The organism is Alteripontixanthobacter maritimus (genome assembly GCF_003340475.1).
GTDB lineage: Bacteria > Pseudomonadota > Alphaproteobacteria > Sphingomonadales > Sphingomonadaceae > Alteripontixanthobacter > Alteripontixanthobacter maritimus.
In genome coordinates this window covers 2,445,040-2,462,220 of sequence record NZ_QBKA01000002.1, presented here as the reverse complement: position 1 = coordinate 2,462,220, position 17,181 = coordinate 2,445,040, and the positions used below count along the sequence as shown (strand labels likewise).

The window sequence follows — 17,181 nt, the reverse complement described above, 5'->3', positions numbered from 1 at the left end:
GCTCGGACGCTTAGCCGCTTCCGCTACCTGTACGGCCCAGCAAATTGCCCTTTCCGCGTTTCTCTCAGGCGCGTGCCTCTTCCACGCGCTGATCGTCCCCGGCGGTGTTGTGGCGTAGCGCCTTCAGCACAGTCTCGACGATTTGCGGCGCGTTCAGGCCGGCTTCGTCATATTGCTTGTCCGGTGCGTCCTGATCCTGGAACCGGTCTGGCAAGCGGAGCGTGCGGATTTTCAGGCCCGCATCGGTCAACCCCTCGTCACTGGCATAAGTGAGCACATGCGCGCCCAGCCCGCCAATGGCGGCTTCCTCCACCGTGACCACCACCTCATGGTCACGCATCAGCCGTGCAATCAGATCGGTATCAAGCGGCTTGGCAAAGCGCAGATCGGCCACCGTCGTACTCAAACCTTTGGCTTCCAACTGGTCGGCGGCCTTTTGCGCTTCGGCCAGCCGCGTGCCGAGCGACAGCAGCGCGACCTTGCTGCCTTCGCGCACCACGCGTCCCTTGCCGATTTCCAGCAATATGGGTGTTTCGGGCAAGTCCACGCCCACGCCATTGCCGCGCGGATAGCGCAGGGCGATAGGGCCGCTGTCATGTTCAGCGGCGGTGTAAGTCATATGAACCAGTTCCGCCTCGTCCGCGGCGGCCATCACAACGAAATTGGGAAGCGAAGCCAGATAGGTAATGTCGAAACTGCCCGCATGGGTCGCGCCGTCCGCGCCCACCAGACCAGCCCGGTCGATGGCAAAGCGCACCGGCAGGTTCTGGATCGCGACATCATGCACCACCTGATCATAGGCGCGCTGCAGGAAGGTTGAGTAAATCGCTGCGAATGGCCGCATTCCCTGCGCTGCCAACCCGGCGGCGAAGGTCACGCCGTGCTGTTCCGCAATGCCGACATCGAAGGCGCGGGTGGGATGCGCGGCGGCAAATTTATCGACGCCCGTACCGCTCGGCATGGCAGCGGTAATCGCGCAGATACGCGGATCATTATCGGCCAGTTTGGCCAGCGTTTCCCCGAACACGTTCTGATAAGCGGGCGGGCCGGCGGCGGATTTCGCTTTCTCGCCCGTGACCACGTCGAATTTGGGCACACCGTGATATTTGTCGGCGCTGTCTTCGGCAGGGGCGTAACCCTTGCCCTTCTTGGTGACGACATGGACCAGAACCGGGCCATCTTCCGCATCGCGCACGTTTTCCAGCACCGGGATCAAATGGTCGAGATTGTGCCCGTCGATCGGGCCGACATAATAGAAGCCCAGTTCCTCGAACAAGGTTCCACCGGTCACCATACCGCGCGTGAATTCTTCCGCCTTACCGAGCGAATTGTGCACCCGGCGCGACATCTTCTTCACCAGTTTTGACGCGAGGCTGCGCAGGCCGAGATATTCGCTGCTCGACACCATGCGCGCCAGATAGGCCGACAGGCCGCCCACCGGCGGAGCAATCGACATGTCGTTGTCGTTCAGAATGACCACCAGCCGATTGCCTGCCTGCTCGGCATTGTTCATCGCCTCATACGCCATGCCCGCGCTCATCGCGCCGTCACCGATGACGGCAATGCCCTTGCCCGGCGTGTCGTTGAGCTTGTTGGCCACTGCAAAGCCCAGCGCGGCCGAGATGGACGTGCTGGAATGCGCCGCGCCGAACGGGTCGTATTCGCTCTCGGTCCGCTTGGTGAAGCCGGACAGTCCGCCACCCTGACGCAGGGTGCGGATACGGTCGCGCCTGCCGGTCAAGATCTTGTGCGGATAGGCCTGGTGGCCGACATCCCAGATCAACCGATCGTCAGGCGTGTTGAACACGTAATGGATGGCCGTGGTCAGTTCCACCACGCCGAGGCCCGAACCGAGATGCCCGCCGGTACTGCCGACGGCGGAAATCATCTCGTCCCGCAGTTCATCGGCCAGCTGGCGCAATTGCGACTTGTCGAGCTTGCGCAGGTCGGCGGGCATATCCACCGTGTCGAGGAGCGGGGTCTTGGGAGCTGTCATCCCATCATGCTTACCAAGTGGCAGCCTGCGTGTCGATGAACGAGAATCAGGCCGAAGCGGCGAGCACGGCATTGAGTAGCTCGGGGAACCGAGCATCCACCGCCTGGCGGCGCAACCGATGCAGCACCCGAACGCCGTCCTTGCGAGCCTCGACCAGTCCAGCTGCGCGTAGGATGTTGTAATGGTTCGACATCGTCGCCCGCGGAAGTTCGGGGCAAGCTGCGTCGCTGCATGATAGCCCGGCGCCACCATCACGGCGATCTTCGTCCAGACGGCGCACGATATTCAGGCGTGATGGATCGGCCAGCGCGTGCAGCGCCGCGGCAAGCGGTACATCTGCAAGGTCAGGGTGAATGAAGCGGGCCACACAAACGATATAGTTCCGGAATGTCGAACTTCAATTTTTCTATTGTTCGGATATATTGAACTAATGCTCAATGCGCCTATTTCATCGACATGGTCGCAATGCCGCGGCCCCCGAGCAGGGTTGTTGCCAGCCCACAATCAAGGACGAATATCATGAGCAAATCACTTCACAACCAAACTGCCCTTGTTACCGGGGCCTCGCGCGGGATCGGCGCGGCTATTGCCCGCCGTCTCGCTGCCGACGGGGCGCATGTGCTAGTGCATTATGGCCAGTCCGCCGACGCCGCCGACGCTCTTGTCAAAGAAATCGCGGACGAGGGTGGCTCCGCCGTTTCGCTGCAAGGTGATCTGCTCGACCCCGCAGGACCGGCAGAACTGGCTCGCGAAACCGAGAGGCTGCTGGGCGAGGCCAAGCTCGATATCCTGGTGAATAACGCCGGAGTGGCCGAGTTCGTGGACTTTGCCGATACCGATGCGGCGGTGATCGACCGGCAATTGGCAGTGAATGTCCGCGCACCATTCCTGCTGGCAACGGGGCTGGCGGACAGGTTTGCGGATGATGCCCGCGTGGTGTTCACCAGCTCCATCGTGGCTCAGACGCATTTTTCCGGAATACCCGCTTATGCGCTGACCAAAGGCGCGGTGAACACGCTGGTGCGCGACCTTGCAGCCGAATGGGGCCCACGTGGCATCCGCGTAAACGCAGTGGCACCGGGCGCCATTCTGACCGATATGTCCGCTTGGCTGGAAAGCGAAGAAGGCGGTGAGAATGCGCGCAACATGCAGGCGCTGAAACGGATCGGCCAGCCGGACGATATCGCCGGAGTGGCCGCATTTCTGGCCGGTCCGGATAGTGGCTGGGTTACCGGCCAGGTGATCGACGCGTCGGGAGGCGCGAAGCTATAAACCAGTTCGGCTCAGACCGACTTGACCGAAGCCCGCCCTGCCCGCTTCTCCGGATAACCGCAAAGCAGCAGCGGCGGGCTTTCGTTTAAAGCGAAGGGATTACCGGCAGGCGCTGCATAGCCCGCGAATTTCGATAATCGGGCGCCGCGCCGTGAAATTGCTTTCCGCTGCAACGCCTCTGATGCGCTGCGATACCGCGTCGTCATCGACATGGGTGGCTTCTCCGCATTCGTCGCACACCATGAAGATGCAATCATGCGCGCAGCCGGGATGTGTGTTGGCGAGGTAGGCGTTGGCGCTTTCGACCCGCATGGCGAGGTTGTTGGCCACGAACAGGTCGAGAATGCGGTAAATGCTGTTGGCGGCCACCCGCTTGCCGCGTGCCTTACCCAGATTGTCGGCAATGTCGTAGGCGCTGGCAGGGCGTTCGTGCCGGGCGAGTTCGGCGAACACTGCCTCGCGCATACCAGTCCATTGTTCGCCCGATTCCACCAGGGAATTGCGCGCGGCATCGACCAGCTTTTCGCCGGAATGTTCGTGGTGATGGTGTTTTGCAGCTTCGCCCATGACGGCGATATAGCGACTGCCGTCGTCCGCTTCTACCCGCGCGCTGTTACCCTCGCTTGAAAGTGGCGCGGTATTTGGAAGGGTACAGCCGCTTCAGCGCGTTCACCTTGGGCGCATCCCACCGCCGGATATAGGGGTGGCCCGGGTTCTTCGCGGCAAAGTCCTGATGATAGGCTTCCGCCTTGTAGAACGTCTTGTGCGGTTCGATCTCGGTCACGATCGGGCGCGACCACTTGCCGCTGGCCTGCATCTGTTTGAGATAAGACGCCGCCACGATGCGCTGTTCCTTGCTGACTGGAACCAGCGCGGCGCGATATTGCGGGCCGCGATCAGGGCCCTGCCGGTTGCGCACGGTTGGATCGGCCCCAACGGAGAAGAAAATACGCAGCAGCTGGTCGTAGCGCACAACCTTTGGATCGTAGACCACCTTCACCGCTTCCGCATGCCCAGTGACGCCGGTGTTGGTTTGCGCGTAGGTGGCGGTCGCCTTGTTGCCGCCATGATAGCCGGCAATCGCGCTTTTGACGCCCTTGGTATGACTGAAAACCGCTTCGATACCCCAGAAACATCCGCCTGCGAAAATCGCAGTTTTCAAACCCGCGCCTTCCTTGGCGACCCGTTTGGCCAGAGGTGCGGCGACCACGTTTTCAGCGGCAATGGCGGGACCGTTGCAAGCTGACAGAACGAGCCCGGCAGCCGCGAAAAAGGGAAGTATGCGCCTCACAGTCCAGCCAGACCCAATACCGCACCCAGGATCGCAGGCGCGATTTCGGACCGTGCGGCAGAGTCCATCTGGATGATGGAAAATGCGGTGCCGATGGTGAAGCCGGCTGCAACAAGGCGGGTAACTTCGGATTTCAGAAAACTGGTCATGAGGACTCTTTCGAATGAATAAGCCAGATGGTTACAGCAGCACCTGTTAGCAATCGCTGAATTGCGGCGTTGCCTTGCGTTCAGGTGATCGGGCGGACACTGCGTAACTTGCAGAAAACAGGGGCGGTGCGATGTGGCATGTGAAGGCGGTGGTAGTGGCGGCGGGTATCGCGTCCGCTTTGTCGGTGGCCGCTTGTGTTCCGCCACCCACCACTGATCGCGCACCCACGCCTGCACCGGCAGCGGCGACACCGGCGGCAGATGCCGAAGCCGCAACCATGCTCGGGGGACAATGGATGGTCCAGCGCATCGGCGAACTGGCATATCCATCTGGCAACAGTGCGGATATCGGCATCGTACATTTTCAAAGCGACGAGTTTTTCAGTCACGAAGCCGGATGTGGTGGCGGGCATCCGGCGTTTTATGCAGCCGGGGCAGACGGGACGCTGCGAACCTGGCGGCGCGAAGCGGTGGTGATCGCCAAATGCTCAACCGCTGCAGCGCCTGAGCTGGAGCGTACCCTAGCGCGGTTCGTCGATCAGGCCAACGCATGGGCGGTTAGCGGCGACGGTACACTGACGCTGACGGCGACCGATGGGACCATGGCCGAACTGAAAAGGCGCATCGGTCCGGTTCCGGACTTGGAGGGGGATTGGCGCGTCGTATCTGTTGCTGGTGCCGCATGGAAAGGGCCAAAGCCCGCATCGGTCAGCTTCGCACCGAATTGGTACAGCGCCAGCGCGGGATGCAACAGCGGCGGCGCGCAATGGTCCTCACCCAAGGCAGGGCGACTTGTCATAGGCAGTTTTGCTAGCACACAGATGCGGTGCGAACCACTGCTGATGGAGGCGGAGGCAAGCCTGTTAGCTGCGGCCGAGATGGTGACCGGCTATCGCCTGCTGGCGAAAGATAAGCTGCAACTTACTGGGCCGGAGCCGATCCTGCTGCAGCGTATTTCGGAACCGCCGACCCGCGACCGGTAATCAATGCCGGAAGTGGCGCATTCCGGTATAAACCATCGCCAGTCCCGCTTCGTCGGCAGCGGCAATTACCTCGTCGTCACGGATCGAGCCGCCGGGCTGGATGACGGCTGTTGCTCCTGCCTCGGCGGCCGATAGCAAGCCATCCGCGAAGGGGAAGAACGCATCGGATGCCACTGCGCTGCCAACGGTTCGCGCCTGGTCCCAACCGAACGTCTGCGCAGCTTCGGCGGCCTTCATCGCGGCGATGCGGCTGCTGTCACGTCGGTTCATCTGGCCCGCGCCGATACCCGCCGTAATTCCGTTTTTAGCGTAGACGATGGCATTCGATTTGGTGTGCCGCGCCACGGTCCATGCGAACAGGCAGTCGCGCACCTCCTGATCCGTCGGTGCGCGCTTGGTGACCACTTTCAGATCGTCCGCAATGACCGCGCCATTGTCGCGGTCCTGCGTAAGGATGCCGCCCGCGATGATTGCCAGCGTCTGGCCGACGCGGCGCGGATCGGGGAAGCCGTCCACCAGGAGCAGGCGCAGGTTTTTCTTTTTTGCAAAGATTTCGAGCGCTTCATCGTCCGCACCGGGCGCAACCACCACTTCGGTGAAGATTTTCGTGATGGCCGTGGCCGTTTCCGCATCCAGCGGGCGATTCACTGCCACGATCCCGCCAAATGCCGATACGCTGTCGCATTCGAGCGCGCCCTGCCACGCATCGATCAGCGTGTCGGCCTGCGCCACGCCGCACGGGTTGGCGTGTTTCACGATCACGCAGGCTGGCGCGCCGCCGGCAAACTCCGCCACCAGTTCCAGCGCGGCATTGGCATCGTTGTAATTGTTGTAGCTGAGCGCCTTGCCCTGAATTTGCTCAGCCTGCGGCAGACCGGACGTGTGCGGCCCTTCCGGCAGGTACAGCGCCGCATCCTGATGCGGGTTTTCACCGTAGCGAAGTTTGCCTGCAAGCTTGCTCGCGATGGTGCGGCGGGGCGGGAATTTCTCGCCTTGATCGGCAAAGCCGAACCAGCTGGCGATCGCGCTGTCATAGGCGGCGGTGGCAGCAAACGCCTTGGCGGCCATGCGTGCGCGGAACGGTTGGGACGTCGCGCCGTCATGCCCGTCCAGCTCGTCTGCCAGCGTGCCGTAATCGGCGGGATCGGTCAGGATCGTGACGAAACCGTGATTCTTGGCGGCAGACCGGACCATGCTCGGCCCGCCGATATCGATGTTCTCGATGATTTCAGGGCGGTCCGCGCCCTTCGCCACGGTCTGCACGAACGGGTAGAGGTTCACCACCACCAGGTCGATCGCGCCGATGCCGTGTTCGTCCATCGCCGCCGCATGTTCGGGATTGTCGCGCACCGCCAGCAGCCCGCCATGGACCATCGGGTGTAGCGTCTTGACCCGTCCGTCCATCATTTCGGGAAAGCCGGTCAGGTCCGACACATCGCGCACTGCCAGTCCCGCATCGCGCAGCGCCTTCGCAGTGCCGCCAGTAGACACGAGTTCAACGCCGCGCGCGGCCAACATCTTGCCCAGATCGGCAACGCCGGTCTTGTCGGACACCGACAGCAGGGCCCGCTTGATCGTAACGTCAGTCATTTGTGCGAACCTTATCCCGTTTTCTTCAACAGCCAGGAAAAGCGCCCGCCGCCGCGACTCGTCATACCCTGGATGACAAGCTGCTGGATTGGTTGCGGGCGGCCCTGGCCATCCACCCACAGGCTTTCTTCCACGGCAACCTCGCCGTTGAAATTCGAATTGCCGACGCGGAACTGCCAATAGCTGCCGTCCGGCAAGGCGAGCCCTGCGCCCAACCGGTCCTCCGCCAGGCCGATTTCGATGCCAAGGCCGATGTGGAAGCGGATGGCGAAACCGATCTTGCCGCGCTTGCCATTCTTGCCCGAGGGCACCAGCACATCCTCGCCGCGCAGCTCGTCGCCATCATCCTTCATGATCAGGATGCGGCGATGGGTCAGGCCGTAACGCGCGCCATAGCCGTCATGGCTGGCCTCGATCCGAGTGGCGGTGCCGTTTTCGCGGCGCAGCGTACGGCGGTCCACCTCGACCTCCGTCACGCCCGCGCCAAGCTTGCCCTTGATATGGACGGCGGTGGAATTCGCATCGTCCAGAACCAGCGTGGAATGCGCAGCCGTGGCGCGCAGACCCTGCTCGATCCGTACCGGCGTCTGTCCGCCGGCAACCGCAGCCCCGCCGCAATTGACGATGATCCGGTGATCGCCGCTGCTCAGTTCGAACGCCAGCGTAGACGCGCAGCCCCAACGTGCGTGGCGCGCCAGCGGCGGCGGCGCGGCGTCCAGTTGCAGCACACTTTTGCCGGCAGCGATCCGCTGATACCCCCATTGCCGCACATCCTTCAGCGGGCGGGTACGGACCCCGCTGGCCGCAATCAGCGCGGCGAGACGTGGGGCGCGCACGGAATTCGCACCCTGCCAGCTCCCCAGCCGGCCATCGCTATGCACCAGTGCCAGCAGCGGCGGCACCAGCAGCGCGCGCATAGTATCGAGCGCTTCGGGTACGTCGCGTCCGGCAGCCTCGTAGCAGGCGGCAAGGTCGGTCAGCACGGTGATGGCATCCATCTGCGCCAGCGGACTGCGTGACAGCACGCCGCCATCATCCGCCACCAATTCGCCCAACGCACGTACCAGCCCGGCCTCACCAAAGATACGCCGTGGCTTGCCGTCGGGCAACAACAGCCCGGCGGCGGTAATCGCCGCCCAGCCAGCTACCGCACCCAGCTGATCGTCGGCCTTGGTCACATTCCGGTCGAGCCAGCGCGCGGTATCAGATATCGCCTGCAGGATCTGCGTGCGCGCCTTGTCGTCAGCCTTGTCCAGCACCAGCGGCGCGTGGACCAGCCACGCGAGCAGGCGATGTCCGGTATGTTCGACCTTCCATGCCGGACCGCGCGCAGGCTTGGGATTGGCTGCAAGCCATCCTGACGTCACGCGCCCCGCGGCATTCGCAACCTGTTCCACCGTACCGCATGCCGCCAGATCCCGCATCCAGCCGAAGCCATGGATTGCGCGTTCAAACGGGGGCGTGAGCGGCGCGCCGGTGGCGTAATCCATCTGCGCAATCGGCGCCTTGACGCCATAAATCAGGAAGTGGCCTGCACGCAAAGCCATGCCCGCGCTGCGATCACCGAATTCCGGCGGCTTTACCTTAGCCAGCAAGCGGGTACGCTGCGCCTTTCGGAACGGAGCCACGATGGTGGCGGAAGGGATGCCCATCCGATACGCCAGCCGGATCAGTTTCTCGCCGGGATTGAGGCGGGGCGTTGTAAAGTCGGATACGACCAGCGCACGACCGGGCTCCAGCAGTTCGCTACCCTTCGTTTCAGGCTGCAGGTCGGTATCATCCGACCCTGAATATTTGGCGCCATGTTCGGCGGCCGGTTCGTCGCGACCCGGCGCCAGCGGGATAGCCATCTGCGCCTCCTGTTCGGAATGGTCGGGCGCTGCACCATTGCCGGTGCCGTCGGAAGTATCGGGCGCTGCGGCGCGCGATGATTGCACGCCGAGATCCATTATACGCCGCCCTTCAGCGCCGCGATATTGCCGGCATAATGGTCGGGACCGCCCTTGAATGTGGCGGAACCTGCCACGAGCACGTCGGCCCCTGCCTCCACGCAGAGCGGCGCGGTCACCGCATCCACCCCGCCATCGACCTGCAACCGGATATCGCGGCCGGAGGCGTCGATACGCGCCCGGATATCGCGCACCTTGGCGAGCTGGTTATGGATGAATTTTTGACCGCCGAACCCCGGGTTCACGCTCATCACCAGCACGAGGTCGACCTGGTCGATCAGATAGTCCAGCGTATCGACCGGGGTGGCGGGATTGAACACTACGCCCGCCTTCTTTCCCAGCGCCTTGATCGCCTGCACCGTGCGATGGACGTGCGGCCCGGATTCGGGATGGACCGTAATATAATCGGCCCCCGCATCGGCGAACGCTTCCAGATACTGGTCCACCGGACTGATCATCAGGTGTACGTCGAACACCTTGTCCGAATGCGGCCGCAGCGCCTTCACCACGGCAGGACCGATGGTGATGTTGGGCACGTAATGTCCATCCATCACGTCGATATGGATCCAGTCCGCGCCTGCCGCATCTATGGCGCGCACTTCCTCCCCCAGCCGTGCGAAATCGGCGGAAAGGATGGATGGTGCGATCAACGGTTGGGGCATGGTGCCGGGGGAAACCTGGGTAAAATGTGGATACGGTTGCGACGTCGGTTACGCCTAGGTTGCAGGACCGACAAGCGCGCCCTTACCTGTTTTCCACATGGAAACCCAGCATTTCCGGCGATTCGCATGCGAAGAATCGTTAATTACGATACGGAGCGACAGCCCAACGCGAGACCCTGCCTGAAAGCCATGTTTGCGGGGGGAAGCCGGGCAGCCAGCCGCGCATCCTGCACCGCCTATTCAGGGCCAATTCAGCGCCTTCTCCCTAAAACCAAGCGCATATCACCAGCCCGACACGGGTTTCGGTCGAACGGGAATAATCATGACAAAGCATATTATTATGGGCCTGGCGGCCGCCGGTCTTATCGCGGGCAGTATCGGAATGGCTGTGCCTGCTCACGCCCAGTACAAACGTACTATTTCCAACAATCTATCCGACTGTAACGCCGGGTCATCGTCTGCCGTTATGGTGACAGTGGACGGGATCGACCAGTCCAGTGGCACAATGCGGGTGCAGATCTATCGCGGTACCGAAGGGGAATGGCTGAAAAAGGGCAAATGGCTGAGCCGGATCGAAACTCGGGCTAAAAACGGTTCGATGACGTTTTGCCTGCCGGTGTCCGGCCCCGGCACATATGCCGTGGCGGTACGGCACGATAAGAACGGCAATGGCAAGACGGACCTCACCACCGATGGCGGGGCGATGTCCAACAATCCCAGCTTGAATATCCTCAATCTTGGCAAGCCAAGTTACAAGAAAACCGCATTCTCCGTCGGTACCGGCGTGAAATCGATCCGCATCCGGATGCGTTACATGTAAGCGTGCCGGCGCCAAGTCAGGGCTGATGGGCGTCAGTGCCTTTTGCGCCTGTGTCGCCACAATCGGTAAAGGACTTCGGGCGCAGCCAGCAGCGGGCGCTTTTCGCGAGCCGGCGTGACCTCCATCGCAATGCCGGTATGCCGCTCAACCTTCCACGCCGCATAGCGCGCCGCGCCGTCGAAAGTCGTGCTCGCTTTCATCAGCCGCATCAGGTTGAGCGGTTTGCCCAAGCGTCGCCGCCTGCGCCACCAGCGCATGGCGCGCCGCTGCTCTTTCTCGCTCAACCTTGGGCGCAGGGTATTGCCCGCCCGTTCGAACACGAGGCCCTGGGCCGACCAGGCAAGTGGTAGCAATCCATCGAAATGGTCGGCGTTTACCGACAGGATGGAATCTTCCCGCCCGCGCTTCTCCACGCGAAACTCCGCCTTGTACGTCGCTTGGAACAAAGCGCGCCAATAGGCATCGGCGGTCCCGCTGGCGGGTCCCAGCGTGGCGGCCAGCCGTGACGCCGTCTTCGCCGCGTCTGCCAAGGCGGCCAGTACCGCATCGCGCGCGGCCTCGTCGCGCGACCATACCAATGCGCTCGGCTGCACGAACCGCGTCCAGATAGTGGTATCGCGCGATCTTCCTGCTGCAGCCCGCGCAAAGGTATCGATCGGCATGGTCGCCGTCTTTGCGCGCAATATCTGCGCGTCATGGCTGCATTCGCGGTACCCGATTCGCGGCCAGATACGATCGGCGCGAGTTTTTGCTGGGACGCTTTCACCCGCATCCGCCGGCATCAGCACATAGAAATCAAGCACCCCGTCGAGCGAGCCGGTCCGCAGGTTCGAACCGTAGAACAGCACCGCCGCGGCACCTGCCTCATGCGCAAGCCGTTCGGCAAACTGGGTAATGGCCGGATGCACCGCCCGGTCGGCGGAACGCGTTATCCGGTCGGCAAGTGTCTCGCTCACGGCAATACAGCGCTCATGGAACGACGAAACACAATTCAGGGCCGAGCGTGACACTGTAATTTCCCGGCGGGAACGCCTCCCCGTCAAGGATGAACTGCCCTTCCACGTGCATCTCCAGCCGGTCTGTTTCGGCACGGTGGAAGCCGCGCCCGGCCAGATAGTCCCCGTCCAAGCCCGCCGCGACTGCGGGCAACAAAGGCGTATAGCGCCGCAGCGGGCGGTCCATCGCGGCCAGCCTGATGGCTCCCTTGCGTTTGCCAAATGGCTGCAGCCGGAACGGCATCTTCTTCAACGTGCTGGCAAACAGCACCATGCGGCGGTCTTCCTCGCCAAGGCCGCTATGCGGCAGCGGGGTCTTCCGGTCGCCCAGCAGCAGTTCCATCTTTACGCCGCGGCGATATTTGTTGCGCGCACCGCCCAGCAGGATCTGGCTCATCGCCCAGCCCGTGGTCACACCCACCACCATGGAGTTGAACGCCCCGATCCGGTGCGCACCCTGCCCAGCGCGAATGGCCCGCGTAAATGCTCCCGCGCCAAGGATGAAGCCCTGCAGCACGCCCGCACTATGGTCGAGCGGTTCGATGGCGAGCGGGCGGCGGCGCACTTCCCGGCCGCTGTCCAGCGCATCGATCGCGGCATCCAGCGTCCAGTCCTTCGGCGCGCCCAGATCGACATTCAGCGCATTGGTCTTGCCCTTGGGCAGCACCGCGATCCGGGGCCAATTGTCACCGAAGAACGGCTGCCCGCAAGTCAGCACATCGCGCACCGTTCCATCGCCGCCATTGATGATGAGATAATCGATCCCGCTGCGCGCGAATTCCTCCAGCTGGGCAGGCATCTGGCGTCGCTTGCCGGGTGTGGCGATGGCGATGTCGGGCGCGTTGTCTCCACGCGAATGCAAAGCGAGGTCGCGGCCCTTGTTACCGTGGCTGCGCGGATTGTAGATCACCCCGATCCGGGGCACTCCTTCGCGCCGGACGGATGACTGGCGGAACGCGACCACACCGCCCGATCCCGCGCCGGTTATGCTGCCCGATACCGCATCGTCGCCGCGCAACTCGGCGCGGGCGGGCAGGCTGGAAAATTCCTTGATCGGACCAGGCATGGGTACTCCCTTAACGGGTTCGGCGCGGGTATGGCCAATGGATAATGCAGCGCGCCATAACGCGTGCCCCGGCCCACCCCATGTCGATTTACCCGGCGAGTGCATCCCGCACTTGGCGCATGCAGCGCTTCCTTGCTACTCCAGCGCCAAGGCCGACGTACAAATCGGCCGCAGGGAAAGGCCGGCAATGACAGCGACAACCTATGGCGAGGCACTGGCTCGTCACGCAGCAGAACGCCCGGCGCAAATCGCAGTCCGGTTCCAGGACCGGACATGCGATTACGCCGAGCTCGATCGCCGCGCCAACCGCATCGCCCGTGCTTTCGTCGCTGCAGGTTGCGAACCCGGCGCCCGCATCGCCTATGTCGGCAAGAACAGCGACCGTACTGTCGAACTGATCGCAGGCGCGGCGCGGGCCAATGTCGTGCTGGTGCCGATAATCTGGCGGCTCGCCCCTGCCGAAATCATGACCATCATCCGCGATTGCGAGGCCGCCATGCTGTTTGTGGAGGACGCCTTCATAAACGTCGCGGACGGGTTTGATGGTCCGGTCGTGCAAATGGAAACGGGTTTCGACGACTGGCGCGATGCGCAGGCCGATACCCCGCTTGGTATCGCTGTTTCGCCGGATGACGTGCTGCTCCAACTATATACCTCAGGCACCACCGGTACTCCCAAAGGCGTCATGCTGACCCATGCAAATGGCACCGCCACTCGCAAGCGTCTGAAGAAGGAGGGCATCTACTGGTATGCGCCGGACGCGGGCGACACCGGCATCCTGGCGATGCCTTATGGCCACATCGCCGGCATCGGCATGGCGCTGAACGGGCTGTTGTCCGGCATGGAAGTCATCGTCCATGCCGAATTCGATCCGCTGCTCACGATGACGGATATTGCCAGGCATCAGGTGAAGTGGATTTTCCTGGTACCCGCCGCGCTACGTATCATGCTCGCCCATCCCGAGGCGGACCGGGCAGACTTCAGCTCGGTCCGCGGGCTTACCTACGGCGCCAGCCCGATCCCGCTCGATTTGCTGAAGGAAGGGGTGGAGCGGCTGAAATGCGGCTTTGCCCAGCTTTACGGGTTGACCGAAACCTTTGGCACGGTGGTCACCCTGTCACCGGAGGATCACTTGCCGGGCCGCGAACATACGCTGCGATCGGCCGGGCAGGCCCTGCCGGGTATGGAACTGCGTATCTTGGGCGAAGATCTGGAAGCGCTTGGCGCGAACGAAACCGGCGAAATCGCCATTCGCGGTCCTGCAATCATGGCCGGTTACTGGAAGCGCGAGGAAGAAACGGCGCGCGTCATGCTGGACGGCGGCTGGTTCCGTACCGGCGATGCGGGCTATCTCGACGAAGACGGCTATCTCTTCATCCAGGACCGGATCAAGGACATGATCGTATCCGGCGGGGAGAATGTCTATCCAGCCGAAGTCGAAAGCGCGCTGTACGGGCATCCCGCCATCGCCGACGTCGCGGTAATCGGCGTGCCGGACGATGCCTGGGGCGAAGCGGTCAAGGCAGTGGTGGTACGCAAACCCGGCACCGATCTGCAAGCAGGCGATGTGATCGCCTACGCCCGCGAACGGATCGCCGGGTTCAAATGCCCCAAAAGCGTGGACTTCATCGCCGAATTACCCCGGAACCCCTCCGGCAAGATCCTGCGCCGCACCCTGCGCGAACCCTACTGGGCCGGACGCGACCGGCAGGTAAACTGACCAAGGTGCCGGATCGCCGGACTGAAATTGTGGTGCACCCGAGAGGATTCGAACCTCTGGCCTCTGCCTTCGGAGGGCAGCGCTCTATCCAGCTGAGCTACGGGTGCCGGTGCATTTTGCCAGGTTGACCCGGCGCAGGCGGGGCCTTTAGCAAAGGGCGATGCGCTGCGCCATGGGGAATGTGGGCCGGGATCGTCAGGGGCTGCTTGGCCACGGCTTGCCCGCCCGCGCGTTAGCGAATTGGCAAGCGAAATGCGGTTAGGGGTGGCATCCATGAACGCTGTTTCGAACTCCTTCCAAGGCACCGCTGCGCATTCTGCGGCACCCGCAGGTGCGGGCGATGAGCAGACAGACAACCACGCAGATAACCAAGCAAGCGCGTTTGCAGCCGAGTGGGCGGCGGTCGAGGATGCGGCGCGGGCGGTATCTTTCATGGCCGGTCTCGCGCCGGAACCCGCCTCGGACCAGCCTCGCGCCTTCCCGGATCTAATCCACGAAGCCGGCGGTTGGCGCCTGGACGAGGCTGCGCAGCGGCTCGCCGATCTCGCCGCGATCCTGACGCCCGGCGTAGCCGCGCTGCTAGGCGTGCTGGAACGAGGGCAAAATGCACGGGTACCCGCGCTCGTTCTGTGGCGCGAATATCACGCTTCCCGTTCTGCCCTGCTGGCTTTGGCAAAGTAACCGGACACGCCGGAACGCCGGCTAGCGCGCCGCCTGACATTTGTGTCGCCTCGGAAGCCATGGGCGCTTGACCGTGTTCGCTATTCGTTCCACATTGGCAGCATGAATTCACGCGCTCTCGCCCGCCCTTCGATGGATACTCCGCAGATTCGCAAACCGGCAACGGATCTGTCCCGCGACATGATTGCCGATGCAGTTGCCGTGGCGCGGGGTATCAAGCGCCTGTTTGCGCGCAACGATATCTGGTGCCTGTCCGAAATGCCGCTGCGCAACAACCGGCGGGCCGATCTGATGGGGATCGATCCCAAGGGCCGTATCGTAATCGTGGAGATTAAGGTGAGCCGCGCCGATCTGTTGGGCGATGGCAAATGGCCCGATTATCTCGATCATTGCGACCGCTTTTACTGGGGCCTGCCGCCCGAGCTCGACCGTGCCGTGCTGGAGGGAGAGGATTATCGCCCCGATTGCTGCGGGGTGATCGTGGCGGATGGCTACGATGCGGAAATCGTGCGGCCTGCGCCCTCCCACCCGCTGGCTGCTGCTCGCCGGAAGGTGGAAGTGGAACGCCTGTGCCGCACATCGCTACGGCGGCAGGTCGTTGGCGCGGACGAACATTGCGCGCCGTGGGGCGCCGGCGCCGGAACCTGACTACGCCCGGGAGTGCGGTCCCCGGTGCGGACGTCGCGCGCTCGTGCAAACCGATAGGCCTCGCGCTGCGTTAACCCTTGCGGCATAGGATGGCGGCATGACCGGCACCCTGTTCCTGTCCCTGGTTCTGACCAGCGCCGTGATGACGGCGATCGTGGCTGTGCGCTATCTTGCCATAAGCGGCGGGTTTGCATGGCTCAGCCGCAAGGTCCGCCCCGGCATTTACGACGGGCTTAGCCCCCAGATCCGGCGCGAATTGCGCTGGTCGCTCTTGTCGGCGGCGATTTACGGCATTCCGGCAGGCTTTGCGCTGTGGGGGTGGAAGGAACACGGCTGGACGCGTGTTTACACCGGCTGGGACGCGATGCCCTTGTGGTACCTGCCGGTCTCGCTGTTCATCTATCTGTTCGTCCACGACACATGGTTCTACTGGACCCACCGGTGGATGCACCGGCCGCGCCCATTCCGCGTCATGCACGCGGTTCACCATGCCAGCCGCCCGCCCACGGCCTGGGCCGCGATGAGCTTCCATCCGTTCGAGGCGCTGACGGGGGCGTTCGTCGTGCCGCTGTTGGTGTTTTTAGTTCCCATTCATGTATCCATGCTAACAGCCGTGCTTACGATCATGACGGTGATGGGCGTCACCAATCACATGGGATGGGAGATGTTTCCGAAATGGCTGGTGCATTCGCGCGTCGGGGCATGGCTGATAACGGCCAGTCATCACCAACATCATCACGAGGCCTATTCATGCAATTACGGCTTGTATTTCCGGTTTTGGGACAGGCTGTGCGGGACCGATCGCGGGCTGTCGCCAAACGCGGGCTGACGCTTTCCGCCCTGACCGTGATGGCGGTGGCAGGCGCGGTTCCAGCAGCCTCGGACCCTGCGCCGCCAGCATCTGCGACAGGGGCTACTTCGAATGTCGAGGTTTCGGTGACCAACCTGCGTTCGGGCAAGGGCAGGGTGCTCGCCTGCATGACGCGCAGTGCATCCAGCTTCCCCAAATGCGGCAAGGACCGGCTGGCTTTCCGGGTGATGGTGCCCGCGTCGGGCGAGGTTCGCCTGCGTTTCGAAGGTGTCCCCGCCGGCACATACGCAATCGCTTTGCTGCATGACGAAAATGGCAACGGCAAGGCAGACAAGGCGTTGATGCTGCCGCGCGAAGGGTTCGGTTTTTCACGCGATGCAGAGGCCCGTATGGGACCGCCCAAGTTCCGGGATGCCGCCATCGAAGTCGGCCCGCGACTGCCCCGCCAGACCATCAAGATGCGCTATATATTCTAGGCCATTGGCAAATGGCGCGCCGATTTCCGACAAGTTGCCCGGTCGCCTGTCTAACCCGTCATTCGCGATCTC

Annotated in this window: 18 protein-coding genes and 1 tRNA gene; 8 read left to right on the top strand and 11 right to left on the bottom strand. The window is 63.0% G+C overall.

Annotated features, from left to right (window positions below; translation table 11 throughout):
- Positions 1–64 precede the first annotated feature (64 nt).
- On the bottom strand, positions 65–1,996 hold the full coding sequence (dxs, locus tag HME9302_RS12155) for a 1-deoxy-D-xylulose-5-phosphate synthase (RefSeq protein ID WP_115367231.1): 1,932 nt from the start codon (positions 1,994–1,996) through the stop codon (positions 65–67).
- Positions 1,997–2,042: 46 nt separating this feature from the next.
- Complete coding sequence (locus tag HME9302_RS12150; protein WP_115367230.1) at positions 2,043–2,363, bottom strand: ArsR/SmtB family transcription factor; 321 nt, start codon at positions 2,361–2,363, stop codon at positions 2,043–2,045.
- A 152-nt stretch (positions 2,364–2,515) separates the two neighbouring features.
- Between HME9302_RS12150 and HME9302_RS12145 the strand changes: the two genes are divergently transcribed.
- Positions 2,516–3,268, top strand: a complete 753-nt coding sequence (locus HME9302_RS12145; RefSeq protein WP_115367229.1) for an SDR family NAD(P)-dependent oxidoreductase — start codon at positions 2,516–2,518, stop codon at positions 3,266–3,268.
- A gap of 99 nt (positions 3,269–3,367) precedes the next feature.
- Here HME9302_RS12145 and HME9302_RS12140 read toward each other — a convergent pair whose 3' ends face one another.
- The 3 genes from HME9302_RS12140 to HME9302_RS13345 are packed head-to-tail and all read right to left on the bottom strand — an operon-like array spanning position 3,368 to position 4,708.
- Complete coding sequence (locus tag HME9302_RS12140) at positions 3,368–3,835, bottom strand: Fur family transcriptional regulator (protein WP_115367228.1); 468 nt, start codon at positions 3,833–3,835, stop codon at positions 3,368–3,370.
- Between the two features lie 46 nt (positions 3,836–3,881).
- Complete coding sequence (msrA, locus tag HME9302_RS12135) at positions 3,882–4,559, bottom strand: peptide-methionine (S)-S-oxide reductase MsrA (protein WP_115367227.1); 678 nt, start codon at positions 4,557–4,559, stop codon at positions 3,882–3,884.
- The gene (locus HME9302_RS13345; protein ID WP_181815767.1) at positions 4,556–4,708 is read right to left on the bottom strand and encodes a hypothetical protein; all 153 of its coding nucleotides are present in this window, start codon (positions 4,706–4,708) and stop codon (positions 4,556–4,558) included. The genes msrA and HME9302_RS13345 overlap by 4 nt, the downstream gene beginning before the upstream one ends.
- Before the next feature lie 131 nt (positions 4,709–4,839).
- Between HME9302_RS13345 and HME9302_RS12130 the strand changes: the two genes are divergently transcribed.
- Complete coding sequence (locus tag HME9302_RS12130; RefSeq protein WP_115367226.1) at positions 4,840–5,691, top strand: META domain-containing protein; 852 nt, start codon at positions 4,840–4,842, stop codon at positions 5,689–5,691.
- Here HME9302_RS12130 and purH read toward each other — a convergent pair whose 3' ends face one another.
- The 3 genes from purH to rpe all read right to left on the bottom strand — a co-directional run bounded on the left by purH (position 5,692) and on the right by rpe (position 9,892).
- Positions 5,692–7,281 (bottom strand): bifunctional phosphoribosylaminoimidazolecarboxamide formyltransferase/IMP cyclohydrolase, encoded by a 1,590-nt coding sequence (gene purH, locus HME9302_RS12125; RefSeq protein ID WP_115367225.1) that lies wholly within the window; start codon positions 7,279–7,281, stop codon positions 5,692–5,694.
- 11 nt (positions 7,282–7,292) lie between these two features.
- Positions 7,293–9,131, bottom strand: a complete 1,839-nt coding sequence (locus HME9302_RS12120) for a heparinase II/III family protein (RefSeq protein WP_181815809.1) — start codon at positions 9,129–9,131, stop codon at positions 7,293–7,295.
- A gap of 98 nt (positions 9,132–9,229) precedes the next feature.
- Positions 9,230–9,892, bottom strand: a complete 663-nt coding sequence (rpe, locus tag HME9302_RS12115) for a ribulose-phosphate 3-epimerase (RefSeq protein WP_115367223.1) — start codon at positions 9,890–9,892, stop codon at positions 9,230–9,232.
- 322 nt (positions 9,893–10,214) lie between these two features.
- Here rpe and HME9302_RS12110 point away from each other — a divergent pair, with 322 nt between their 5' ends.
- The gene (locus HME9302_RS12110) at positions 10,215–10,712 is read left to right on the top strand and encodes a DUF2141 domain-containing protein (RefSeq protein ID WP_115367222.1); all 498 of its coding nucleotides are present in this window, start codon (positions 10,215–10,217) and stop codon (positions 10,710–10,712) included.
- A gap of 32 nt (positions 10,713–10,744) precedes the next feature.
- Here HME9302_RS12110 and HME9302_RS12105 read toward each other — a convergent pair whose 3' ends face one another.
- On the bottom strand, positions 10,745–11,668 hold the full coding sequence (locus HME9302_RS12105; protein WP_115367221.1) for a hypothetical protein: 924 nt from the start codon (positions 11,666–11,668) through the stop codon (positions 10,745–10,747).
- Between the two features lie 13 nt (positions 11,669–11,681).
- Positions 11,682–12,773, bottom strand: a complete 1,092-nt coding sequence (locus HME9302_RS12100) for a diacylglycerol/lipid kinase family protein (protein ID WP_181815766.1) — start codon at positions 12,771–12,773, stop codon at positions 11,682–11,684.
- Positions 12,774–12,960: 187 nt separating this feature from the next.
- On the opposite strand from HME9302_RS12100, the gene HME9302_RS12095 reads away from it, so the two are divergent.
- The gene (locus HME9302_RS12095; protein WP_115367219.1) at positions 12,961–14,493 is read left to right on the top strand and encodes a long-chain-fatty-acid--CoA ligase; all 1,533 of its coding nucleotides are present in this window, start codon (positions 12,961–12,963) and stop codon (positions 14,491–14,493) included.
- Positions 14,494–14,523: 30 nt separating this feature from the next.
- Here HME9302_RS12095 and HME9302_RS12090 read toward each other — a convergent pair.
- Positions 14,524–14,600: transfer RNA gene (locus HME9302_RS12090), tRNA-Arg, on the bottom strand.
- A gap of 166 nt (positions 14,601–14,766) precedes the next feature.
- Here HME9302_RS12090 and HME9302_RS12085 point away from each other — a divergent pair.
- From HME9302_RS12085 to HME9302_RS12070, 4 genes are all read left to right on the top strand, one after another.
- Entirely contained in the window at positions 14,767–15,174 is a 408-nt protein-coding gene (locus tag HME9302_RS12085) for a hypothetical protein (RefSeq protein ID WP_181815765.1), read from the top strand.
- A gap of 180 nt (positions 15,175–15,354) precedes the next feature.
- Positions 15,355–15,822 carry an MmcB family DNA repair protein gene (locus HME9302_RS12080; protein ID WP_115367742.1) on the top strand — a complete coding sequence of 156 codons (468 nt, stop codon included), beginning with the start codon at positions 15,355–15,357 and terminating at the stop codon, positions 15,820–15,822.
- A 97-nt stretch (positions 15,823–15,919) separates the two neighbouring features.
- Positions 15,920–16,651, top strand: coding sequence for a sterol desaturase family protein (locus tag HME9302_RS12075; protein ID WP_230079998.1), 732 nt, complete (start codon positions 15,920–15,922; stop codon positions 16,649–16,651).
- A complete protein-coding gene (locus HME9302_RS12070; RefSeq protein WP_230079997.1) occupies positions 16,612–17,109 on the top strand; it encodes a DUF2141 domain-containing protein in 498 nt (165 codons plus the stop codon). The genes HME9302_RS12075 and HME9302_RS12070 overlap by 40 nt, the downstream gene beginning before the upstream one ends.
- The last annotated feature ends 72 nt before the right edge of the window (positions 17,110–17,181 follow it).